A 22,418-nucleotide genomic window follows, 5' to 3' on the forward strand; every position below is an offset into this window, starting at 1 on the left:
AAAGCTGTTTCAGTTCTTTAACACAATCAAGTTTTCTTGTATTGAGTCCATCAAAACCCCTTGGGTGTTGTATGGTTAAGCCTCACGGGCAATTAGTACAGGTTAGCTCAATGCCTCGCAGCACTTACACACCCTGCCTATCAACGTCGTAGTCTACGACAACCCTTTAGGATACTTAAAGTATCAGGGAGAACTCATCTCAAGGCTCGCTTCCCGCTTAGATGCTTTCAGCGGTTATCGATCCCGAACTTAGCTACCGGGCAATGCGTCTGGCGACACAACCCGAACACCAGAGGTTCGTCCACTCCGGTCCTCTCGTACTAGGAGCAGCCCCTTTCAATTCTCCAACGCCCACGGCAGATAGGGACCGAACTGTCTCACGACGTTCTAAACCCAGCTCGCGTACCACTTTAAATGGCGAACAGCCATACCCTTGGGACCGACTTCAGCCCCAGGATGTGATGAGCCGACATCGAGGTGCCAAACACCGCCGTCGATATGAACTCTTGGGCGGTATCAGCCTGTTATCCCCGGAGTACCTTTTATCCGTTGAGCGATGGCCCTTCCATTCAGAACCACCGGATCACTATGACCTGCTTTCGCACCTGCTCGAATTGTCATTCTCGCAGTCAAGCGGGCTTATGCCATTGCACTAACCACACGATGTCCAACCGTGTTTAGCCCACCTTCGTGCTCCTCCGTTACGCTTTGGGAGGAGACCGCCCCAGTCAAACTACCCACCAGGCACTGTCCTCACCCCCGATGAGGGGGCTAAGTTAGAACATCAACACTACAAGGGTGGTATTTCAAGGTTGCCTCCACACATACTGGCGTACGTGCTTCAAAGGCTCCCACCTATCCTACACATGTAGGGTCAATGTTCAGTGCCAAGCTGTAGTAAAGGTTCACGGGGTCTTTCCGTCTAGCCGCGGGTACACTGCATCTTCACAGCGATTTCAATTTCACTGAGTCTCGGGTGGAGACAGCGTGGCCATCATTACGCCATTCGTGCAGGTCGGAACTTACCCGACAAGGAATTTCGCTACCTTAGGACCGTTATAGTTACGGCCGCCGTTTACCGGGGCTTCGATCAAGAGCGTCGACCGAAGTCTAACCCCATCAATTAACCTTCCGGCACCGGGCAGGCGTCACACCGTATACGTCATCTTACGATTTTGCACAGTGCTGTGTTTTTAATAAACAGTTGCAGCCACCTGGTATCTGCGACTCCTAGTAGCTCCATCCGCAAGGGACTTCACCGCCAAGAGCGTACCTTCTCCCGAAGTTACGGTACCATTTTGCCTAGTTCCTTCACCCGAGTTCTCTCAAGCGCCTTGGTATTCTCTACCCGACCACCTGTGTCGGTTTGGGGTACGATTCCATCAAATCTGAAGCTTAGAGGCTTTTCCTGGAAGCATGGCATCAATGACTTCACATCCGTAGATGCTCGACGTCGTGTCTCAGCCTTAAAAAGAGCCGGATTTACCTAACTCTTCAGCCTACGCACTTGAACCTGGACAACCGTCGCCAGGCCCACCTAGCCTTCTCCGTCCCCCCATCGCAATTTGATTGAGTACGGGAATATTAACCCGTTTCCCATCGACTACGCCTTTCGGCCTCGCCTTAGGGGTCGACTCACCCTGCCCCGATTAACGTTGGACAGGAACCCTTGGTCTTCCGGCGTGGAGGTTTTTCACCCCCATTATCGTTACTCATGTCAGCATTCGCACTTCTGATACGTCCAGCATGCCTTACGGCACACCTTCAACCGCTTACAGAACGCTCCCCTACCCAATACTCAAAGAGTATTGCCGCAGCTTCGGTTTACTACTTAGCCCCGTTACATCTTCCGCGCAGGCCGACTCGACCAGTGAGCTATTACGCTTTCTTTAAATGATGGCTGCTTCTAAGCCAACATCCTGGCTGTCTGAGCCTTCCCACATCGTTTCCCACTTAGTAGTAATTTGGGACCTTAGCTGGCGGTCTGGGTTGTTTCCCTCTCCACGACGGACGTTAGCACCCGCCGTGTGTCTCCCGGATAGTACTTACTGGTATTCGGAGTTTGCAAAGGGTTGGTAAGTCGGGATGACCCCCTAGCCTTAACAGTGCTCTACCCCCAGTAGTATTCGTCCGAGGCGCTACCTAAATAGCTTTCGGGGAGAACCAGCTATCTCCAGGTTTGATTGGCCTTTCACCCCTAGCCACAAGTCATCCGCTAATTTTTCAACATTAGTCGGTTCGGTCCTCCAATTGATGTTACTCAATCTTCAACCTGCCCATGGCTAGATCACCTGGTTTCGGGTCTATATCCAGAGACTAAGTCGCGCAGTTAACACTCGCTTTCGCTACGGCTCCCCTAGATGGTTAACCTTGCCACTGAATATAAGTCGCTGACCCATTATACAAAAGGTACGCAGTCACACCACGAAGGTGCTCCTACTGCTTGTACGTACACGGTTTCAGGTTCTATTTCACTCCCCTCACAGGGGTTCTTTTCGCCTTTCCCTCACGGTACTGGTTCACTATCGGTCAGTCAGTAGTATTTAGCCTTGGAGGATGGTCCCCCCATATTCAGACAGGATATCACGTGTCCCGCCCTACTCGATTTCACTGCATATGCGTCGTCAGTTACGGGGCTATCACCCTGTATCGCCAAGCTTTCCAGCTTGTTCACCTGACGCCTATAAAGCTTAAGGGCTAGTCCAATTTCGCTCGCCGCTACTTTCGGAATCTCGGTTGATTTCTTTTCCTCGGGGTACTTAGATGTTTCAGTTCCCCCGGTTCGCCTCGCTATGCTATGTATTCACATAGCGATACTTACTTATGTAAGTGGGTTTCCCCATTCGGAAATCCCAGACTCAAGTGGCTTTTACTGCCTAATCTGGGCTTATCGCAAGTTAATACGTCCTTCATCGCCTCTGACTGCCAAGGCATCCACCGTGTACGCTTAGTCACTTAACCATACAACCCGAAGGAGTTTCGAGTTGATGTTCAAATCACCAAAGTTGTCTCTCATTATTTGAATGAGCGAGAGACATTTCGATTTTGCCGGACTCAATTTCGAATAATCACTGCAATAGTGACATTCCCAAGAACACTTGAATGTGTTGTTTTGGTGTTTATCTTTACGATAAACATTGAGAACTTTATTTGATAACAACGTTGTTGTTATCAGTCAGCTTTCCAAATTGTTAAAGAGCAAAGTTTTCTGATGAAAACCATGTTTAAACACACTCATTGAATGCGCTTAAAGATGGTGGAGCTATGCGGGATCGAACCGCAGACCTCCTGCGTGCAAGGCAGGCGCTCTCCCAGCTGAGCTATAGCCCCATCAGGTGTCGATACTGTATGCCAATTTTCTGGGAAGGAAATTGGTGGGTCTGAGTGGACTCGAACCACCGACCTCTCGCTTATCAGGCGAACGCTCTAACCACCTGAGCTACAGACCCAGTATCGTCTCTTAAACTTTATAAACCGTATCAATCTGTGTGAACACTCATCGCAATAATCTTTCGTATAAGGAGGTGATCCAGCGCCAGGTTCCCCTAGCGCTACCTTGTTACGACTTCACCCCAGTCATGAACCACAAAGTGGTAAGCGTCCCCCCGAAGGTTAAACTACCTACTTCTTTTGCAGCCCACTCCCATGGTGTGACGGGCGGTGTGTACAAGGCCCGGGAACGTATTCACCGTGGCATTCTGATCCACGATTACTAGCGATTCCGACTTCATGGAGTCGAGTTGCAGACTCCAATCCGGACTACGACGCACTTTTTGGGATTCGCTCACCATCGCTGGCTCGCCGCCCTCTGTATGCGCCATTGTAGCACGTGTGTAGCCCTACTCGTAAGGGCCATGATGACTTGACGTCGTCCCCACCTTCCTCCGGTTTATCACCGGCAGTCTCCCTGGAGTTCCCGACATTACTCGCTGGCAAACAAGGATAAGGGTTGCGCTCGTTGCGGGACTTAACCCAACATTTCACAACACGAGCTGACGACAGCCATGCAGCACCTGTCTCAGAGCTCCCGAAGGCACACCAGAATCTCTTCCGGCTTCTCTGGATGTCAAGAGTAGGTAAGGTTCTTCGCGTTGCATCGAATTAAACCACATGCTCCACCGCTTGTGCGGGCCCCCGTCAATTCATTTGAGTTTTAATCTTGCGACCGTACTCCCCAGGCGGTCTACTTAACGCGTTAGCTCCGAAAGCCACGGCTCAAGGCCACAACCTCCAAGTAGACATCGTTTACGGCGTGGACTACCAGGGTATCTAATCCTGTTTGCTCCCCACGCTTTCGCATCTGAGTGTCAGTATCTGTCCAGGGGGCCGCCTTCGCCACTGGTATTCCTTCAGATCTCTACGCATTTCACCGCTACACCTGAAATTCTACCCCCCTCTACAGTACTCTAGTCTGCCAGTTTCAAATGCTATTCCGAGGTTGAGCCCCGGGCTTTCACATCTGACTTAACAAACCACCTGCATGCGCTTTACGCCCAGTAATTCCGATTAACGCTCGCACCCTCCGTATTACCGCGGCTGCTGGCACGGAGTTAGCCGGTGCTTCTTCTGTCGCTAACGTCAAAGAATACCGCTATTTACGATATCCCCTTCCTCACGACTGAAAGTACTTTACAACCCGAAGGCCTTCTTCATACACGCGGCATGGCTGCATCAGGCTTGCGCCCATTGTGCAATATTCCCCACTGCTGCCTCCCGTAGGAGTCTGGACCGTGTCTCAGTTCCAGTGTGGCTGATCATCCTCTCAGACCAGCTAGGGATCGTCGCCTTGGTGAGCCCTTACCTCACCAACTAGCTAATCCCACCTAGGCATATCCCGACGCGAGAGGCCCGAAGGTCCCCCTCTTTGGCCCGTAGGCATTATGCGGTATTAGCCATCGTTTCCAATGGTTATCCCCCACATCAGGGCAATTTCCTAGGCATTACTCACCCGTCCGCCGCTCGACGCCCAACAAATCACCCGAAGGCTCAATGTTGTCGTTTCCGCTCGACTTGCATGTGTTAGGCCTGCCGCCAGCGTTCAATCTGAGCCATGATCAAACTCTTCAATTTAAGATTTTGTCGGCTCAACGAATACTGACTTCAAAACTACAAACGTAATTTTAAAGCTATTATCGTTCCAACAGAACGATAATGAATTGACTGTGCCAAGATTAAACAAGTTAATCTCGATTGGTCACTCAGTTCATTGAAACCGTATTTGAAGCAAAAGCTTCTAATTCGATTATCATCAACGAGTGCCCACACAGATTGATAGGTCTATATTGTTAAAGAGCTTGCTTTTCGAGAAGCGTTTCTCTTAAAGCGGACGGTCATTCTAGCGAGATAACTTGTTGTGTCAAACACTTTTTTTATAAGCTTCCTCTGCGAGTTAACTTAAACTCAACCGTCTTGTTATCTTCGTTTTGCCTAGCGGCTTTTCTTTGACAACGGAGGCGAATTATAGGGAGTTAAAAACAGAACACAAGTCTATTTTATAAAAAAAGCTCTGCTCTCACACCGTTCGTATAGAAAACGACCACCTATAAGCAACAAAATAAAAAAAAAGGGGCCTTTGGGGCCCCTAAAACATAAACGTTATATCGTTCCTAAAGAACAATTACCCTTTATTTATTGGTGAGCAACAATTTTATCATTGTTTACTATAAGCTGAATTTTCTGATCCGGTAATATTTCACCAGCAAGAATAGACTTAGCTAATGGGTTCTCGACATTTTGCTGGATTGCACGTTTTAGAGGTCGAGCACCATATACAGGATCAAAACCAACTTGAGCGATCAGATCGAGAGCTTTATCCGACACTTCTAATTGGTAGCCCTTATCTTCTAATCGTTTCGCTAAGCGCTCCAATTGGATAGAAGCAATAGATTTGATCTGCTCCTGACCCAGTGGGTGGAACACCACACTTTCATCAACACGGTTTAAGAACTCTGGACGGAAGTGTTTACTAACGATATCCATCACTTCACTCTTAATGCCCTGATAATCCAATCTTGTAAAGTTTTCTTGGATTTGCGAAGACCCTAAGTTTGAGGTCATAATCACAACCGTATTACGGAAGTCGACTGTTCTACCCTGACCATCGGTTAAACGCCCATCATCCAGCACTTGCAATAAGATATTGAACACATCCGGATGCGCTTTCTCAACCTCATCCAGTAGTATGACTGAGTATGGCTTACGACGTACCGCTTCAGTTAAGTAGCCACCTTCTTCATAGCCAACATAACCTGGAGGCGCACCAACCAATCTCGCCACTGAATGTTTCTCCATGAACTCAGACATGTCAATACGTACCATTGCATCTTCACTGTCAAACATAAAACGAGCGAGTGTTTTACACAGTTCCGTTTTACCAACACCCGTTGGTCCTAAAAATAAGAAGGAGCCAATCGGGCGGTTTGGGTCAGAAAGCCCTGCTCGACTACGACGAATAGCGTTCGACACAACCGTCACTGCTTCTTCCTGTCCTACGACACGGTTGTGTAGAGCCTCCTCCATGTGAAGCAATTTCTCTTTTTCTGCTTCCAGCATTTTAGAAACAGGAATGCCGGTTTGCTTAGAAAGTACTTCCGCAATCTCGTTGTCGGTGACCTTGTTGCGTAATAAGGTCATTTCTTGCATTTCTGCTTGAGTCGCCAGATCAAGTTGTTTCTCAAGTTCAGGAATACGTCCGTATTGCAACTCAGACATACGGTTTAAATCGCCCGCGCGACGAGCGAACTCCATGTCCATACGTGCTTGCTCAAGCTCCGATTTTATATGCTGGGTTCCTGATAACGCGGCTTTCTCGGTATTCCAAACCTCTTCTAACTCTGCATACTCACGTTCTTTTTCGCTTAACTCTTCGTTGAGTGTTTTAAGGCGTTTTTCACTCGCTTCGTCATGCTCATTACTTAATGCTTGTTGCTCGATCTTTAATTGAATGATTTTTCGCTCAAGCTTGTCTAGTGACTCCGGTTTAGAGTCTATTTGTAGACGAATGCTTGATGCTGCTTCATCTATTAGGTCGATCGCTTTGTCTGGCAACTGACGGTCAGAAATGTATCGATGTGACAAACTTGCTGCCGCAACGATAGCAGGATCAGTAATTTCAACATGATGATGAAGCTCATAGCGCTCTTTTAAGCCACGCAAAATCGCCACCGTATCTTCAACCGATGGTTCATCCACCAGTACTTTTTGGAAACGGCGCTCTAATGCAGCATCTTTCTCAATGTATTGGCGGTACTCATCGAGTGTTGTTGCGCCAACACAGTGAAGTTCACCGCGGGCCAATGCTGGTTTCAGCATGTTCCCTGCATCCATCGAGCCTTCACCCTTACCTGCACCAACCATAGTATGAATCTCGTCAATAAACAGAATGACGTTGCCTTCTTCTTTAGCCAGCTCGTTAAGTACCGATTTTAAGCGTTCTTCAAATTCACCTCGGTATTTAGCACCAGCGACTAGCGCGCCCATATCTAATGAAAGAACTCGGCGTCCACGCAAACCTTCTGGCACTTCATTATTTACGATACGCTGTGCAAGCCCTTCTACTATCGCGGTTTTCCCTACACCTGGCTCACCAATGATGACTGGGTTATTCTTAGTACGGCGCTGTAGAACTTGAATGGTTCGGCGAATTTCATCATCTCGGCCAATCACCGGATCCAGCTTGCCCTGCTCTGCTCGCTCAGTTAGATCTATAGTGAACTTCTCTAACGCTTGGCGCAGTTCTTCTGCGTTAGGATCATTAACCTTTTGACCGCCTCTGATTTTTTCGATCGCCTGACTGACTTTTTGTTCGGTCAACCCAATTTCTTTGAGCAATTTACCGAGTGGACCGCGATCCTCTAGAGCTGCAAGCAGGAAGACTTCCGAAGAAATGTAGGAGTCTTGACGCTTTTGCGCCACTTTGTCGCATAGATTAAACACAGTGCCCATCGAACTAGAGAGTTGCACATCACCACCGATACCACTTACTTTCGGTAATCGGTCGAGCATCTCACTCAATTTAGAGCGCAAGTGAGTAACGTCCACATCTAACATCGTAAGTAATGGACGAATTGGACTACCATTTTGGTCAAGCAAAGCCACCATCAAGTGGACAGGCTCAATATATTGATGATCGCGCCCTAATGCTAATGATTGAGCATCCGAAATCGCGATTTGAAACTTACTTGTGAATCTGTCAAGACGCATATCTACCTTCCTAATCTCAACTAGAGAAAACACTTTTGACAGTTGAAAGATGGATACTCGTGGGAGGAATTTCAAGGGAGTGAATGAATAAAGATTATGTTGCCAAAATAGAAGACCTATGCATTTTGGCGCTTAATGGCTAGTCTTCAATCCAGATAAATGTAGCTTGTCGCCCTGTTACGCCATCGCGGCGGTAGGAGTAAAAGGAGTCTTTGTCGTGGTAAGTACAAAGCCCAGAGTCGACAACTTGCGTGACACCAGCTTGGTTCAGACGTTGTGCTGCTAATCTAGACATATCAGCCAACCATTTACCTTCAATATCTTGCGGAGTAAACGCTTGGTGGGCTTGTGAATCGAAATCGACAAAAGCTTGTAATACATCCTCTCCGACTTCAAATGCCTGTGGGCCAATTGCAGGACCAAGCCATGCCATCACTTCACCTGAAAACAGCTCTAACGCATTTTCAATGATGCCATTAGCTAAACCACGCCAGCCAGCATGAACAGCAGCCACTTGTGTACCTTGCGTATTAGTCAATATTACAGGCAAGCAATCTGCTGTCATTGCTGTACAAACCACATCACTTGAAGAAGTAAATACGCCGTCTGCATCAAGAACTTGAGAGGTAGGCTCACTCACTCGTGCAACAACTGTAGAGTGAGTTTGATTCAACCAGACTGGTGTACTCGGCATATTTGATTGTTGCACCAACCAGTTACGGTTTTCCTCAACGATAAATAAATCATCCCCAACATGGGCACCTAAATTTAACCCTTGGTAGGGAGCAGTCGAAAAGCCGCCAATACGAGTAGAGGCAAAAGCTTTGACATTTTTAGGTGCAGGCCAGTTAGGAGTGATTATCTTCAAATTAGAATTCTTCCGGTAAACCGTGGTCTTCTGTATCTCTACGCAGTGCTTCCGTCATAACCACCATATCGTCTGGCACAGGAGCGTGAAACTCAAGTTCTTCACCTGTCACTGGGTGCTCAAAACGCAACATTACCGCGTGTAATGCTTGACGATCAAAGCCGCGAATCATCTCTGTGAGTTCTTCGGAAGCCCCAGTCGGAATCCGCGCACGACCGCCATAAGCAGTATCACCCAGTAGTGGATGCTGCAGGTATGACATATGCACACGAATTTGGTGTGTACGGCCCGTTTCCAAGCGTAGACGAATGCGCGTATGTTCACGAAAGTGCTCCGCTACGCGGTAATGCGTGACCGCGGGTTTCCCCGTAGGAGTCACCGCCATCAATGTGCGTTTTGTCGAGTGGCGACCAATAGGTTGCTCCACTTTACCACCAGCGGTCATACGCCCGATCGCAATCGCTTCATATTCACGCGTGATATTACGCTTTTGCAATGCACGCACTAAACGGGTTTGTGCTGGAACGGTTTTCGCCACCACCATCAACCCTGTTGTGTCCTTATCCAAACGGTGCACGATACCTGCACGAGGTACTTCTGCAATGTCTGGATAATGATGCAATAATGCATTGAGCACTGTGCCATCAGGTGTGCCAGCACCAGGATGGACGACAAAATCACGAGGCTTATTGATAACGATAATATCGTCATCTTCAAAGACGATATCTAGCGGGATATCTTGCGCTTCCCAGCGTTCTTCATCTTCCAACTCGGCTTGCAATATAATTTCCTCGCCACCCATTACTCTGGTACGAGGCTTAGTGACAACTTCACCATTCACTTGAACTTTCCCGTCAACGAGCCATTCTTTCAGGCGAGAACGAGAGAAGTCCGCGAATAATTCGGCGATAGCTTGGTCCAAACGCTGACCTAATTGGCTATCTTTTACGGTATTTGTTAATACTATCTGCTGAGCCATATCGAACTTTTTTAAAAACTGTGAGACTAATGCTCACGACTGTGGAAAAATAAACTATTACCCCATTGTATCTGTTACTGTAAAGAAAGTAACGACAGCTTAAGAAATATTTAGATTCAAGGAACAGACTCCTGATATGAAACGTCAGACTTTAACAGGCCTTTTAGCGGTATCCCTTCTGTTTGGATGTGCAAGCAAAGAAGAAATCGTTCCTGATGTGCCGCCTTCAGAACTGTATGCAGACGCGCAGATCTCTCTTCAAAGTGGTAATTGGCTTTCTGCGATTGAGAAACTGGAAGCATTAGACTCACGTTACCCATTTGGTGCCTACTCAGAACAGGTACAGCTTGATCTCATCTATGCGTACTACAAAAACGACGATCTAGCATTAGGTTTAGCAACCATTTCTCGCTTTATGCGTTTAAACCCAACCCACGAAAAAATGGACTGGGTGTTATACATGCGTGGCTTAAGCCACATGGCACAAGATCGTAACTTCATGCATGACTTATTTAGCGTAGACCGAAGTGATCGCGATCCGGAGCCAGTTAAAAAAGCATTTGATGACTTCAAAAAGCTGCTTCAACGTTATCCGAATAGCCCTTATGCAGAAGATTCACAAAAGCGTATGGTGGCATTGAAAAACCGCCTAGCGAATTACGACCTAGCCACGGCTGATTTCTACCTTCGCCGCGAAGCTTGGATTGCTGCAATTAATCGCAGTCAAGAGCTACAAAAAGCATTCCCAGACACAGAAGCGGCACGTAAGTCACTGACTATCCAGTTAGAGGCCTATAAACAGCTTGGGTTGGAAGATGCCGTAGCAAGAACTGAAAAGCTTATCGAGCTCAACCCTGTGAAGTAACTGAGCTGCTTTAAACTAAACCGCCACCGTTTTTACCGTGGCGGTTTTTTATTACCCGCAATAGCGTCTTCTGCCCTTGCTTGATGATCGACGGGGCTCTACATATGCTTAAAGTTCCCCTCCCCCTTTATAAAAGGATGTGAACGTGACGATACCTAAGCTATGCGCAGTTATGCTGCTCTTATTGTCTGCTTCCGTTTGCGCACTGCAAATATCACCACTCAAGCAACCTCCTTACACTGGGGATCTCGATGTTATTAAAGAGAAGAATGTTTTACGTGTCCTCGTTTCTGCTGATCTAGGCTTCTATTACATTGAGGGCGGTACACCAAAAGGAGTAGGCGCGGAACTACTGGCTCATTTCGAAAAAGACCTTCGTAAGTTCAAACCGAAACTTAACGTACAAATCATTCCTATTGCCCGCGACCAACTACTTCCTGCCTTAGAAAATGGCTCAGGTGATTTAGTCGTTGCCAATCTGACCATTACCGATACACGTAAACAAAAAGTAGACTTTAGTTCACCAATTCTCACTGGTATTGAAGAGTGGGTAGTCACGAACAAAAGTACACCAACCATGACTGACATTGAGCAACTGAGCGACCAAGAGGTTTGGGTACGTGCTAGTTCCAGCTACTTTGAGAGTATTCAAGTACTGAACAAGCAGCTAAACAAAAAAGGCTTGCCGCCCGTTGTCGTACATTTTATTGAAGAAACACTGCAAGACTACGAGTTGGTTGGGATGCTCAACAATGGTTACGTCAAAGCCATTGCTCTCGATAGCCATAAAGCCAAACTTTGGCTTAAAGTGATGGATGATATTCGGGCTCACCAAAAAATCCCTATCCGTGAAAATGGTAAAATCGCTTGGGCAATGCGGGAAAACAGCCCAAATTTGAAAGCCGTCGTGAACCAGTTTATTCAGAAGTCTCGCTCTGGGACACTGCTCGGTAACGTCATTTACGGAAAATACATCGATAACACTGGTTGGCTAAACAAAGCCCTCAATCCCAAGAAAATTGCTCAACTAGAAAAACTCACTACGCTGTTTGCGCACTTTGGTGAAAAATACGATATCGATTATTTACTGATCGCCGCAGTCGCTTATAAAGAATCCGGCTTTAATAACGACCTAGTGGGAAGCCGAGGGGCAGTCGGCATAATGCAAGTATTACCCAGCACGGCTCGAGACCCGAATATCAATATAAAAAACGTTCGGCAGCTAGAAAACAATATTCATGCCGGGGTGAAGTACTTAGCATTTTTGCGTAAACAGTACTTCAGTGATCCTGCTATTACAGCGGAAAACAAACTTTATTTTACCTTAGCGGCTTACAATGCTGGCCCCGGTAATGTAGAGCGAATGCGTAAACGTGCTGCCCAGCAAGGCTACGACCCTAACGTTTGGTTCAATAACGTAGAAGTCGTGATGCGGAAAAGTTTAAGCTCAACGGTTGGGTACGTCACCAGCATTAATCGCTATTACATAATATACAAACAGCTAGAAAGTTTGGACCAAGTTAAAAGTCTAGATCGGGCTTCACTGACTCCCAAGGACCCTGTTTTCATGATACCGCTACGAAAAATCAGCCAAACGCCAGACACAAAAAAACCGCTTATTCACTAAGCGGCTTTTTAAACTCTATTTGCTGAGAAGCTGAAGGGATCAATATCACAATTTTTATCTAGTTAAATTTTGGTCACTACAAATAATCGGCCGTACAGCTTCCCTAAAAACGTGGACGTTTTCAGCTGAGCTCTCTTGCCCAATCTAATGATTTACTAACCGATAACAAGCAATTTCATGATAAATCTCAACAGATCTTGAGTGAGATCACATTGATTTTTTATCGTAAAAACCCATCATCAGTTAGTGACTTAAGTCACATTTTTTTATACTTAAAGCAGTAACCTGAACTTAACCCATAAGGGATGCAACAGAGGAAAAGCACTTATGACAATGAACATCACTGGCAAAAACATCGAAATCACCTCTGCAATCCGAGCTCATATTGAGAGCAAATTTAAAAAACTGGAGAAATGGCAAGTCGACCTAATTGGATGCCAAGCAACTTTCAGTGAGGAACCAAACAAACAGAAGAAATTCGAAGCAGTTATCAAAGTTCCGAAAGGTCAGCTCATTGCCTCAGCAACTCACGAAGATCTTTATGCAGCTATCAACGAAGTGGAGCAAAAACTAGAGCGACAACTGAATAAGCTGACCCACAAACCTGAAGCTCGCCGAGCGAATAAACCAGAGTTAGTGGAAGAAGAAGAGTAAACTGACCAAAATCGAAGAAATAGCGCCGAAAGGCGCTATTTTTTTGCTTGACGCTCCTCCCACGCTTGCTTATTGTGTTTAAACACTCACATATTAACCACTATTTATGCATTTAACTTCGCTGTTTATTTTTGACTTCTTTTTTCTTCCATAACTGGAGGGGCTACTCGTTTGTGAAAGAAAAGTCAAAAACAAACAGAAAGCCTCCCAACCCGGGAGGCTTTTTTATAAGGAAAGATTTGATGACTGACCAACCTATTTCCCTCGAAGAAATTCGTTTACGTTTGAACGAGCTCGATAATGAGCTACTTAGCCTGTTATCAGAACGCCGTAAACTCAGCATTGAAGTAGCCAAGAGCAAAGTTCAAACCTCAAAGCCTGTCCGTGATGCAGCTCGAGAACAGCAGCTCTTGGTGAAGTTAATTTCTAATGGTCGTGATAAATACGAACTCGATGCTCAGTACATCACCAAGCTTTTCCATACCATCATTGAAGATTCTGTACTACTTCAACAAAGCTACTTACAAAACTTAGTCAACCCACAACAAAGCCGAAAACCACTCGCACGTGTGGCCTTCCTTGGCTCAAAAGGCTCTTATTCGCACTTGGCAAGCCGTGAATTCTTCAGCCGTAAAAATACAGAGCTTATTGAACTCAACTGCGAGCACTTCAAAGAAGTGACTCAAACGGTTGAGTCGGGTCATGCTGATTATGGTGTTCTGCCAATCGAAAACACCAGTTCAGGTTCCATTAATGAAGTGTATGACCTGCTGCAACACACGACGCTTTACATCGTGGGTGAGCTTACCCAACCAATCGAGCACTGCTTGGTTGCGAAAAAAGACATTCGTCTGGAAAACATTAAAACGCTGTATTCACATCCTCAGCCACACCAACAGTGCAGTGAGTTTTTAAGCCGTATGAAAGGTGTAAAACTGGAATCTTGCGCCAGCACGGCAGATGCAATGCAGAAAGTCCAAGAGATGGATCGTGATGATGTTGCTGCAATTGGTAATGCATCAAGCGGTAAGCTATACGGCTTGCAAGCCATTCAAGGCAACATCGCTAACCAAACCGAGAATCATACTCGCTTTATTGTGGTTGCTCGCAAACCGGTTGAGGTTTCAACTCAGATTCCAGCAAAAACCACGTTGATCATGTCGACCTCCCAAGAGGCAGGTTCATTGGTTGAAACGCTATTAGTGCTGCAACGTTACGGCATCAATATGACCAAGCTAGAATCACGTCCAATTATGGGTAACCCGTGGGAAGAGATGTTCTACGTAGATTTGGAATCTCATCTTGCTTCGACAGAAATGCAACAGGCACTTGAAGAGCTAACCAAAATTACTAAACACTTGAAAGTATTAGGCTGTTACCCTAGTGAGAACGTAAAGCCTACCCAAGTAAAATTGAGTTAATAGACACTAGTGAGTAAAAAGATCATGGCAACCCAAAAAGTTGTAATCGCATCGCTGAACCCAGCCAAAATTAATGCCGTTCAAAGTGCGTTTAACAGTGTATTTCCGCATCAAGAGTTCAACTTCATTGGCGTCAGTGTACCTAGTGAGGTCGCAGATCAACCCATGACTAATGAAGAAACTCATCGCGGTGCACTAAACCGCGTTAAAAACGCAAAAGTAGAGATGCCAAACGCGGATTACTATGTCGGTCTCGAAGCGGGAATTGAAGCAAACGTGACGTTTGCTTGGATGGTGATTGAGTCGAATACTCACCGTGGTGAATCTCGCTCTGCAAGCTTAATGCTGCCGCCCAAAGTATTGGAAAAACTCGAACATGCGAATGAGCTGGGAGATGTCATGGATGAGGTATTTGGTACCGAGAACATCAAACAGAAAGGTGGTGCCATCAGCCTGCTCACCCAAAACCAACTAACTCGAAGTTCGGTTTACCATCAGGCCTTGATTCTGGCTTTGATTCCATTCACGAACCCTGAGCACTTCCCTTCAAATTTATAACTTTATAACGCTCACCCTATTCGCTAGGTACGAAAAAGGGCGGATATTTCCGCCCTTTTTTAACACGTTATCTTAATCACTTGTGATACCAATGCCTCAAGGCGAATGGGACTCACTGGCTACTTAGATACCGCAACTTGCTCTAACAAGATCTTGAGTTTGTCTTTCTCTCGATCAGATTTCGACTTTATCTCATTAGAGCCACGAGTAATAGTGGCAATACCCACGCCAAGCATCTGGCTGATCTGACGTTGAGATAATTCTCCTTTAAGAAGCTCGTTAATAATATTAACGCGTGATATTAATGATTCTCTCTCATCACGTGACATCAGCATGGTTAACAGCATGTCATCTTGCTCACTGTCCATGCTAGTTCGAATTAGCTCAATAATCTGTTGCCAGTCTTTGTACTCGGGTTCGTGCGACATCAAGTTACCTCACTCAATACTTGGTATTGATCTCATGTTGATTCAAGAACGCGCCATCGATACCCAAAAGATCACGGTAATATGTTTCAAACATCAGGATGTTTTGTACATAACCGCGCGTTTCTCTAAATGGAATAGCCTCAATAAAGGCATAAGCATCCACTTTTCCTTGGGTTCGCTCTCGCCACGTTTTTACTCTGCTAGGACCCGCATTATAAGCCGCGAGGGCAAAAATACGATTATTATCGTAATCCTCTAATAAACCTTGCAAATAATGACTACCAATTTCGATGTTTTTTCCTACGTTGTAGAGATCTTGCGTGCCTTGATAACTCAACTTGTATTTTCGGGCGGTGTACTTCGCCGTGGCGGGCATGATCTGCATAAGACCACGAGCCCCAACAGGGGAACGGGCTTCTATGTCTAATGCACTTTCTTGTCGAGCTAGGGACATCATCGTTACGGGATCAATATTGTGTTTTTTTGCATAAAAGTTAAACCACCAGCGATGCGCAATAGGGAATCGTATTTCAATATTATCCCACATCTGCGCTTGAATACTCGCGGTCACCGTTAGGTTATGCCAACGCTTAGACGATGCATAGGTAGCCAGCATGGCCTGTTCATCTTTCCCCACACGACGCAGCAAATGCACCCACTCACTTTTCGCTGCTGCGATTTTATCCGTCGCGATCAACTCTTCAATACGAACTAACGAGTCTTGATATGGTTGAACCATTCGCTTATCAAACTTAACCGTATGCGTAGGGTATTTGATTGATTGTCCAATCGCATTGGCGGCTGCCACACTATAAAAGTTTCGCTGCCCGACCAAAGTTGCTAAACGCTGTTTCCCTGCGATGTCATCACCTAACGCAATTTCACTTCGTCCAAGCCAATATTGCCAGCGAAGCGACGCTTTCTCTTCTTTATTGAGAACGGCAATCCACTCTTGTACGCCTTTCCAATCTGCGTTCTGAATCGCTAAGCGAATGCGAGTTTCAATGAGCGGTAAGTACTGGCTGGTTTTGGTTTTATCATCGCGCCACTTAGCTAGTGACTCAGACTCCGTACGGGTCAATCGAAATGCGATATAGTCAGCCAGGGCTTGCGCCTTTTCTGGAGAAAACTTCTGCCCTTTAATGACGGCATCATACGCACTCTGCGCTTGACTGGTATTCATGCGAGCTAGCTTTTCCAACGCATATTCGCTTTGCGCTCGATTAAAATCATTAGCCGGCTTTTTCTTCGCGAACTCCGCAACGCTTGAAGGGTTATCAAACAACGCCTTCATTTCTTTCGCTTGTCGCCTTGCCTGCGCGGATTTAGGCAGTTTAAGTAAGTAACTCATCAAACTGCCATTACGAGCATCAAACGCCAGTAGCATACGCTGGAGAATCAATTCATCAGTACGTTCACCCGCCTTGTCCCATGCTGCAAATAATGGATCGCACTCGTCGGCAATACTTCTGCCCCGCAACCACATGTGCTCAGCCCCTTTAAACGCGGCGACTTTCTTACCTTGCTCTAACTGAGCTACGTAGAAAATACATTGGTAACGCTCGCCACTTGGAATGACTTTTTGAAACTCAGTAATGGTTTTCCAATCTTTTTGCTTATAAAGGTGGTTGAGGTATGGAGCGCGAACACGACGAGAAAAAGGAAACGACTCGTGCTCCGAAATAAATTCGTTTACCTGCTGTGGCGACTTTTCCGGTAACTGTCTAATAAATGTGCGGTAGTCCACATAAGGCGTCAGCGGATAGTCAGAAATTTTAGGACGAATCGAAAGGTATCCGTCGATGTCATTTTTATCTAATAACGCTTGAGCTTGCTCATAAACTTCACGCTGCTTTTCCAAGCTCAGCGCGGCATTAGCACTCAAACTCATCGCACACAGCGCGGCGGCACAGCATACGTTTTTAGCCAATTCAGATACGTTGAATCTCATTTGTGTCATTTTCCCAGACATACACTGTACCAAGCCCATTTTCTTAGAGGAGCGGAGTTTGCAAGGCCGTTTGCGCATGCACCAGCTCCCCCCCAACCAAAATGCAGCGGTCTGTGTAAAGCAACTTAGTGTATTTAAAGTTGTATTCGTGAAACGTTAAGACGGATGAGAGAAGAAACTCCTCACTCGTACAGACCCCTCGTTATTCATAACGAATAACAAAAGTGTATACCCTAACCATGTAAGTTTCCGGTCAGCTAAAAATAAGAAAATCTTTCATAAAGGAAATTCTTGCAATGCGGTAACAAAACAAAAGCAGTTGGTATAAAATGGCAGGTTTGAATGACAGTTAATTTAGGAACGATCGGTAATGGCTGAATACGTATATACCATGTCGCGGGTGAGCAAGATTGTGCCACCTAAGCGTCAAATTCTTAAAGACATCTCTCTGAGCTTCTTCCCTGGTGCGAAAATCGGTGTTTTAGGTCTGAACGGTGCAGGTAAATCAACGTTGCTACGTATCATGGCGGGTATCGACACGGATATCGACGGTGAAGCGCGTCCACAACCAGGTCTAAACGTAGGTTACCTCCCTCAAGAGCCGGTATTAGACGAGTCAAAAACGGTTCGTGAAATCGTTGAAGAAGCGGTTGCTGACGTGGCTGACGCTCTAAAACGTCTGGATGAGGTGTATGCGGCATACGCAGAACCGGACGCAGATTTCGATGCCCTAGCCAAAGAGCAGGGTGACCTTGAAGCGTTGATTCAAGCAAAAGATGGCCACAATTTAGAGAATGCGCTTGAGCGCGCCGCAGACGCACTTCGTCTGCCAGAATGGAATCAGAAAATTGCGAACCTATCAGGGGGAGAACGTCGCCGTGTGGCAATTTGCCGTCTTCTTCTTTCTCATCCTGACATGCTGTTACTCGATGAGCCTACCAACCACCTAGATGCAGAATCTGTTGCTTGGTTAGAGCGCTTCCTAGTGGACTACACTGGTACTGTCGTGGCCATCACCCACGACCGTTACTTCCTAGATAACGCAGCAGGCTGGATCTTAGAACTTGACCGTGGTGAAGGCATTCCATGGCAAGGTAACTACACCTCATGGTTGGAGCAAAAAGACGCGCGTCTACAACAAGAAGCGTCTCAAGAAAAAGCTCGTCAGAAAACCATTGAGAAAGAACTCGAATGGGTTCGCCAAAACCCGAAAGGTCGCCAAGCAAAATCAAAATCACGCATGGCACGCTTTGAAGAACTGCAGAACTCTGATCACCAGAAACGTAACGAAACCAACGAGCTGTTTATCCCACCAGGTGATCGTTTAGGTGATAAGGTTATCGAAGTAAATAACCTCACCAAGTCGTTTGATGGTCGCGTTCTGATTGATGACCTGTCGTTTAGCATGCCTAAAGGTGCAATCGTCGGCATCATCGGTGCCAACGGTGCAGGTAAATCAACGCTATTTAAGATGTTAAGCGGTACAGAGCAACCAGACTCAGGCACCATTGAAATGGGTGACACGGTGAAACTGGCATCAGTCGACCAGTTCCGTGACAGCATGGACGATTCTAAAACCGTATTCCAAGAGATTTCTGAAGGCGCTGACATCATTAAAATCAACAACTTCGAAATCCCAGCTCGCGCCTACTGTTCACGCTTCAACTTCAAAGGCAGTGACCAACAGAAAATCATCGGGGAGCTATCCGGTGGTGAGCGTAACCGTGTCCACCTTGCGAAACTGCTAAAAGCCGGCGGCAACGTACTGTTGCTCGACGAGCCAACCAACGACCTTGACGTGGAAACGCTGCGTGCTCTAGAAGAAGCACTGCTAGAATTCCCTGGTTGTGCAATGGTTATCTCGCACGACCGTTGGTTCCTTGACCGTATCGCGACCCACATCATTGACTACCGTGACGAAGGCCAAGTTAACTTCTACGAAGGTAACTACACCGAGTACATGGACTGGTTGAAGAAAACGTTGGGTCCTGAAGCCGCAGAACCACACCGCATCAAATACAAGCGTATTGCGAAGTAATCGCGAACCACAAAGTTTGATTGTAATTTGTACAAAGGCCGCTATCATAGCGGCCTTTGTTTTCTTTGTTATAAAAAGAGCTCATTCGCTGGTCTCGTTCGTTAAGGACATGACACTGCACTTACGTCACTCTGTAGCGACCTCGACACTTTTCAAACAACAATCGAACATTTTTTGTTCGCATTGATATACTATTCATTCTGTTTGAAAACATGACGAGAAAGTGAATATGACAGAGAGACGACGCTTTTCACGCATTCTCCATCAACCGTCAACTAAGGTAGAGCAGCGTGACTTGGCAATCGAAGCTAGGATTCAAAATCTTTCCTTGCATGGTTTACTCATGAAAGCGGAAGAGACTGAGGCTTTGGATCCTTCCCTTCCTGTCCATGTTACTTTTTCATTTTATCAATCCGAACAAGTAATTACGTTAAAAGCGCAAGTTGTCAATGTCTCTAAGCGTGAGATTAGGGTAAAGATCATCAACATAGACATCGAAAGCATTAGCCAACTAAAACGATTTATAGAATTGAATCTAGGCAATAACGATCTTCTGAATCGAGAGTTAGACTATCTTTCTGATTTTGGGGAAAAATAAATCAACGCCTATTTAAGTAACAATAACTATGTCTAAAAAAATCATCATGAAGATCCCGACGAAAGACGGCGATCAGCAGTTCTATTTGGGGCGCGGTTCGGTCCTAGCACTATTTGCTTCGATTTTGGCATTACCCGCCGTCGTAGGCGGCGCGTGGTATCTTAACCAGCAACAAGTGCATTATCAGAACGAACTAACGCAAACCATCGCCAAGCTACACAATGAAAACGCAGAAATCACTGCCCTTTACGAGGAACAGCTTGATACCAACCACTCACTCTCTCAATCGTTAACCGAAAAAAATAACCAAATTCAGTTATTGGGAAAACGAGTATTCGACGTCGAGTCTGTGCTTGGACTCGCAGATGAAGAGCTGATGAACGACGAGCATAATCTGGCACTAGAAGAAAGGATTGATGCCGCCGCGATCGATTCTGCCGTTCGCGCGACCATGTTTCGTTTGATCCCAAACGACAGCCCAGTAACATACCAACGCATTTCTTCCTCTTATGGCAGCCGAATTAATCCAATTTCAGGCAAGCGGCACGTTCATACTGGAATTGATCTTACTTGTAAACGAGGTGAAGAGATCGTCGCGCCTGCAGACGGTGTCGTGGAAACCGTGCGCCCAAGTAATCAAGGCTACGGTAACTACCTGACCATTCGTCACTCATTTGGTTTCATGAGTTCCTTCGCTCATTTGCAACGTTTCAAGGTAAGAAACGGTCAGTTTGTTAGCAAAGGCGATGTGATTGCTCGATGTGGTAACTCGGGAAGCTCGACTGGCCCACACCTACATTATGAAGTGCGTTTTGTGGGTCGAGCACTCAACCCGCGATACTTGATGAAGTGGACACCAGAAAACTTCAACTACTTATTTGAGAAAGAGAAAAAGGTGAAATGGGGCCCATTAGTTCAGTTGATTGATGATGTGGTTCGTCTGCAAGTCAACTTAACCAACTCACCCTATCGTGATACCAGTATCAACACGGCGTCGAGTGACGATAGCAGCAATACCGCGACCAACTGATTAACTTTAACCTCTACCGTAAAATACAAAAGAGCAGCTCAAACTGCTCTTTTTCATTAACTGCGATGCATGTTGTCGTTGGCTTGCTTAAGTAAGTTCTGACTCTCGTTCATGAACTGTTGTGAATAATTACCAAACCACTCACTCACTTGTTCAAAGCTTTCGACAAATTTGGCTTTATCTTTACTGTCCAAGATCGTTAGCGCTTCGCCAAAACGTTGGTGAAATCGCTTAATCATCTCGATATTCTCTTGAGACGAGAGAATAATGTCACCGTACAAGTTCGGATCCTGCCCAAACAGTCGACCGACCATGGCTAATTCAAGACGGTAGATAGGTGAACTCAGTTTTAATAGCTGTTCAATGTTTGGATTTTCTTTGCTCAAGTGCATGCCGTAAGCAAATGAAGTAAAGTGGCGCAGCGCTTGGATTAACGTCATACCATGGTCGTGCTCTTGCGCATCAATTTGGCACAAGCTCGCGCCCCAAATACCAAACTGCTGTAATAGCCATTGGTATTGATCGTTCCCACGCCCATCACAGTACACAATCACCTGCTTGGCAAGGCTCGGCACATCTGGACCAAACATTGGGTGTAAACCAACCACCGGCCCTTGGTGCACATTCAACATTGCTTGTAGTGGCTTAGATTTGATAGAAGTTAGATCACACAGAATGCAGTCTTGTGGCAGATTACCTAGCTTTTCAATCACACCTTCTGTTAGGTGAATCGGCACCGTCACCACCACCAGGCCCGCATCTTTTAGGATGTCATCCGCACGATCCCAGTCTTTGCTACCAAGCACTTTGACTTGATAACCAGATAGCTTAAACATACGTCCAAACAGACCGCCTAACTGACCATTACCACCAATAATGACCACTGAGCGCAATTCAGGGTTCAAACACTTAAAACCGGAATCTTTTTCACTGGCATAAGACTCACGCATAGTGCGGCGAAGAATGTCTTCAATCAGCTGTGGAGGAATGCCCATTTTTTCCGCTTCGGCACGACGAGAGGCTAACATTGCAGCTTCACGATCTGGGGCATAAATTGGCAAACCGTGTTCGCTTTTTACTTCCCCAACTTTCTCTACGAGCGCCAAACGCTGAGCCAACAGCTCCAACATTTGCTTGTCGACTGCATCAATCTGATCGCGCAATGCGTTAAGTTCAACGGCCATTGATGTTCCTTAAAT

Annotated in this window: 14 protein-coding genes, 2 tRNA genes, 2 rRNA genes and 1 other annotated feature; of the genes, 8 read left to right on the forward strand and 10 right to left on the reverse strand. The window is 46.2% G+C overall.

Annotation, left to right across the window (positions count from 1 at the left end):
* Positions 1-71: 71 nt before the first annotated feature.
* The 7 genes from ATG66_RS17140 to rluD all read right to left on the reverse strand — a co-directional run bounded on the left by ATG66_RS17140 (position 72) and on the right by rluD (position 10,049).
* Positions 72-2,961, reverse strand: a 23S ribosomal RNA gene (locus tag ATG66_RS17140).
* A 293-nt stretch (positions 2,962-3,254) separates the two neighbouring features.
* Positions 3,255-3,330, reverse strand: a tRNA-Ala gene (locus tag ATG66_RS17145).
* 42 nt (positions 3,331-3,372) lie between these two features.
* A tRNA-Ile gene (locus ATG66_RS17150) sits at positions 3,373-3,449 on the reverse strand.
* A 68-nt stretch (positions 3,450-3,517) separates the two neighbouring features.
* A 16S ribosomal RNA gene (locus ATG66_RS17155) occupies positions 3,518-5,070 on the reverse strand.
* Together the 16S and 23S rRNA genes with 2 tRNA genes alongside form the textbook arrangement of a ribosomal RNA operon.
* Positions 5,071-5,628: 558 nt before the next feature.
* Positions 5,629-8,202, reverse strand: coding sequence for an ATP-dependent chaperone ClpB (clpB, locus tag ATG66_RS17160; RefSeq protein WP_098416446.1), 2,574 nt, complete (start codon positions 8,200-8,202; stop codon positions 5,629-5,631).
* Positions 8,203-8,341: 139 nt separating this feature from the next.
* Complete coding sequence (gene pgeF / locus ATG66_RS17165; protein WP_098416447.1) at positions 8,342-9,070, reverse strand: peptidoglycan editing factor PgeF; 729 nt, start codon at positions 9,068-9,070, stop codon at positions 8,342-8,344.
* Position 9,071: 1 nt separating this feature from the next.
* Positions 9,072-10,049, reverse strand: a complete 978-nt coding sequence (gene rluD / locus ATG66_RS17170; protein ID WP_098416448.1) for a 23S rRNA pseudouridine(1911/1915/1917) synthase RluD — start codon at positions 10,047-10,049, stop codon at positions 9,072-9,074.
* Positions 10,050-10,185: 136 nt separating this feature from the next.
* Between rluD and ATG66_RS17175 the strand changes: the two genes are divergently transcribed.
* The 5 genes from ATG66_RS17175 to yjjX all read left to right on the forward strand — a co-directional run bounded on the left by ATG66_RS17175 (position 10,186) and on the right by yjjX (position 15,174).
* Entirely contained in the window at positions 10,186-10,914 is a 729-nt protein-coding gene (locus ATG66_RS17175; RefSeq protein ID WP_098416449.1) for an outer membrane protein assembly factor BamD, read from the forward strand.
* 172 nt (positions 10,915-11,086) lie between these two features.
* Positions 11,087-12,541: a lytic transglycosylase F gene (locus ATG66_RS17180; protein ID WP_179885749.1), complete on the forward strand. Its 1,455-nt coding sequence runs from the start codon at positions 11,087-11,089 to the stop codon at positions 12,539-12,541.
* 327 nt (positions 12,542-12,868) lie between these two features.
* Positions 12,869-13,195 carry a ribosome hibernation-promoting factor, HPF/YfiA family gene (gene hpf, locus ATG66_RS17185; protein WP_005397484.1) on the forward strand — a complete coding sequence of 109 codons (327 nt, stop codon included), beginning with the start codon at positions 12,869-12,871 and terminating at the stop codon, positions 13,193-13,195.
* Between the two features lie 109 nt (positions 13,196-13,304).
* Positions 13,305-13,425: a sequence feature (Phe leader region), on the forward strand.
* Between the two features lie 12 nt (positions 13,426-13,437).
* The gene (gene pheA / locus ATG66_RS17190; RefSeq protein WP_098416451.1) at positions 13,438-14,616 is read left to right on the forward strand and encodes a prephenate dehydratase; all 1,179 of its coding nucleotides are present in this window, start codon (positions 13,438-13,440) and stop codon (positions 14,614-14,616) included.
* 24 nt (positions 14,617-14,640) lie between these two features.
* On the forward strand, positions 14,641-15,174 hold the full coding sequence (gene yjjX, locus ATG66_RS17195) for an inosine/xanthosine triphosphatase (RefSeq protein ID WP_179885718.1): 534 nt from the start codon (positions 14,641-14,643) through the stop codon (positions 15,172-15,174).
* 119 nt (positions 15,175-15,293) lie between these two features.
* On the opposite strand, the gene trpR is transcribed toward yjjX, so the two are convergent.
* Together trpR and sltY are read right to left on the reverse strand one after the other, a co-directional pair.
* Positions 15,294-15,602, reverse strand: coding sequence for a trp operon repressor (trpR, locus tag ATG66_RS17200; RefSeq protein ID WP_098416453.1), 309 nt, complete (start codon positions 15,600-15,602; stop codon positions 15,294-15,296).
* A 13-nt stretch (positions 15,603-15,615) separates the two neighbouring features.
* Positions 15,616-17,562, reverse strand: a complete 1,947-nt coding sequence (gene sltY / locus ATG66_RS17205; RefSeq protein WP_098417095.1) for a murein transglycosylase — start codon at positions 17,560-17,562, stop codon at positions 15,616-15,618.
* A 361-nt stretch (positions 17,563-17,923) separates the two neighbouring features.
* Here sltY and ettA point away from each other — a divergent pair, with 361 nt between their 5' ends.
* The 3 genes from ettA to ATG66_RS17220 all read left to right on the forward strand — a co-directional run bounded on the left by ettA (position 17,924) and on the right by ATG66_RS17220 (position 21,219).
* The gene (gene ettA / locus ATG66_RS17210; RefSeq protein WP_098416454.1) at positions 17,924-19,591 is read left to right on the forward strand and encodes an energy-dependent translational throttle protein EttA; all 1,668 of its coding nucleotides are present in this window, start codon (positions 17,924-17,926) and stop codon (positions 19,589-19,591) included.
* 229 nt (positions 19,592-19,820) lie between these two features.
* Complete coding sequence (locus tag ATG66_RS17215) at positions 19,821-20,189, forward strand: PilZ domain-containing protein (protein ID WP_098416455.1); 369 nt, start codon at positions 19,821-19,823, stop codon at positions 20,187-20,189.
* Positions 20,190-20,217: 28 nt separating this feature from the next.
* On the forward strand, positions 20,218-21,219 hold the full coding sequence (locus ATG66_RS17220; RefSeq protein WP_098416456.1) for a M23 family metallopeptidase: 1,002 nt from the start codon (positions 20,218-20,220) through the stop codon (positions 21,217-21,219).
* Between the two features lie 56 nt (positions 21,220-21,275).
* Here the strand turns inward: ATG66_RS17220 and tyrA are convergent, their stop codons facing one another.
* Positions 21,276-22,403 (reverse strand): bifunctional chorismate mutase/prephenate dehydrogenase, encoded by a 1,128-nt coding sequence (gene tyrA, locus ATG66_RS17225; RefSeq protein WP_098416457.1) that lies wholly within the window; start codon positions 22,401-22,403, stop codon positions 21,276-21,278.
* Between the last annotated feature and the right edge of the window lie 15 nt (positions 22,404-22,418).

Origin of the sequence: Vibrio sp. ES.051 (genome assembly GCF_002563795.1) — a bacterium.
Taxonomy (GTDB): Bacteria; Pseudomonadota; Gammaproteobacteria; order Enterobacterales; family Vibrionaceae; genus Vibrio.

Excerpts from the sequence above, each read along its gene's own strand:
- clpB (WP_098416446.1), bottom strand. The coding sequence starts at position 8,202 with ATGCGTCTTGACAGATTCACAAGTAAGTTTCAAATCGCGATTTCGGAT.
- rluD (WP_098416448.1), bottom strand. The coding sequence starts at position 10,049 with ATGGCTCAGCAGATAGTATTAACAAATACCGTAAAAGATAGCCAATTA.
- ATG66_RS17175 (WP_098416449.1), top strand. The coding sequence starts at position 10,186 with ATGAAACGTCAGACTTTAACAGGCCTTTTAGCGGTATCCCTTCTGTTT.
- ATG66_RS17180 (WP_179885749.1), top strand. The coding sequence starts at position 11,087 with ATGCTGCTCTTATTGTCTGCTTCCGTTTGCGCACTGCAAATATCACCA.
- hpf (WP_005397484.1), top strand. The coding sequence starts at position 12,869 with ATGACAATGAACATCACTGGCAAAAACATCGAAATCACCTCTGCAATC.
- pheA (WP_098416451.1), top strand. The coding sequence starts at position 13,438 with ATGACTGACCAACCTATTTCCCTCGAAGAAATTCGTTTACGTTTGAAC.
- yjjX (WP_179885718.1), top strand. The coding sequence starts at position 14,641 with ATGGCAACCCAAAAAGTTGTAATCGCATCGCTGAACCCAGCCAAAATT.
- trpR (WP_098416453.1), bottom strand. The coding sequence starts at position 15,602 with ATGTCGCACGAACCCGAGTACAAAGACTGGCAACAGATTATTGAGCTA.
- sltY (WP_098417095.1), bottom strand. The coding sequence starts at position 17,562 with ATGACACAAATGAGATTCAACGTATCTGAATTGGCTAAAAACGTATGC.
- ettA (WP_098416454.1), top strand. The coding sequence starts at position 17,924 with ATGGCTGAATACGTATATACCATGTCGCGGGTGAGCAAGATTGTGCCA.
- ATG66_RS17215 (WP_098416455.1), top strand. The coding sequence starts at position 19,821 with ATGACAGAGAGACGACGCTTTTCACGCATTCTCCATCAACCGTCAACT.
- ATG66_RS17220 (WP_098416456.1), top strand. The coding sequence starts at position 20,218 with ATGTCTAAAAAAATCATCATGAAGATCCCGACGAAAGACGGCGATCAG.
- tyrA (WP_098416457.1), bottom strand. The coding sequence starts at position 22,403 with ATGGCCGTTGAACTTAACGCATTGCGCGATCAGATTGATGCAGTCGAC.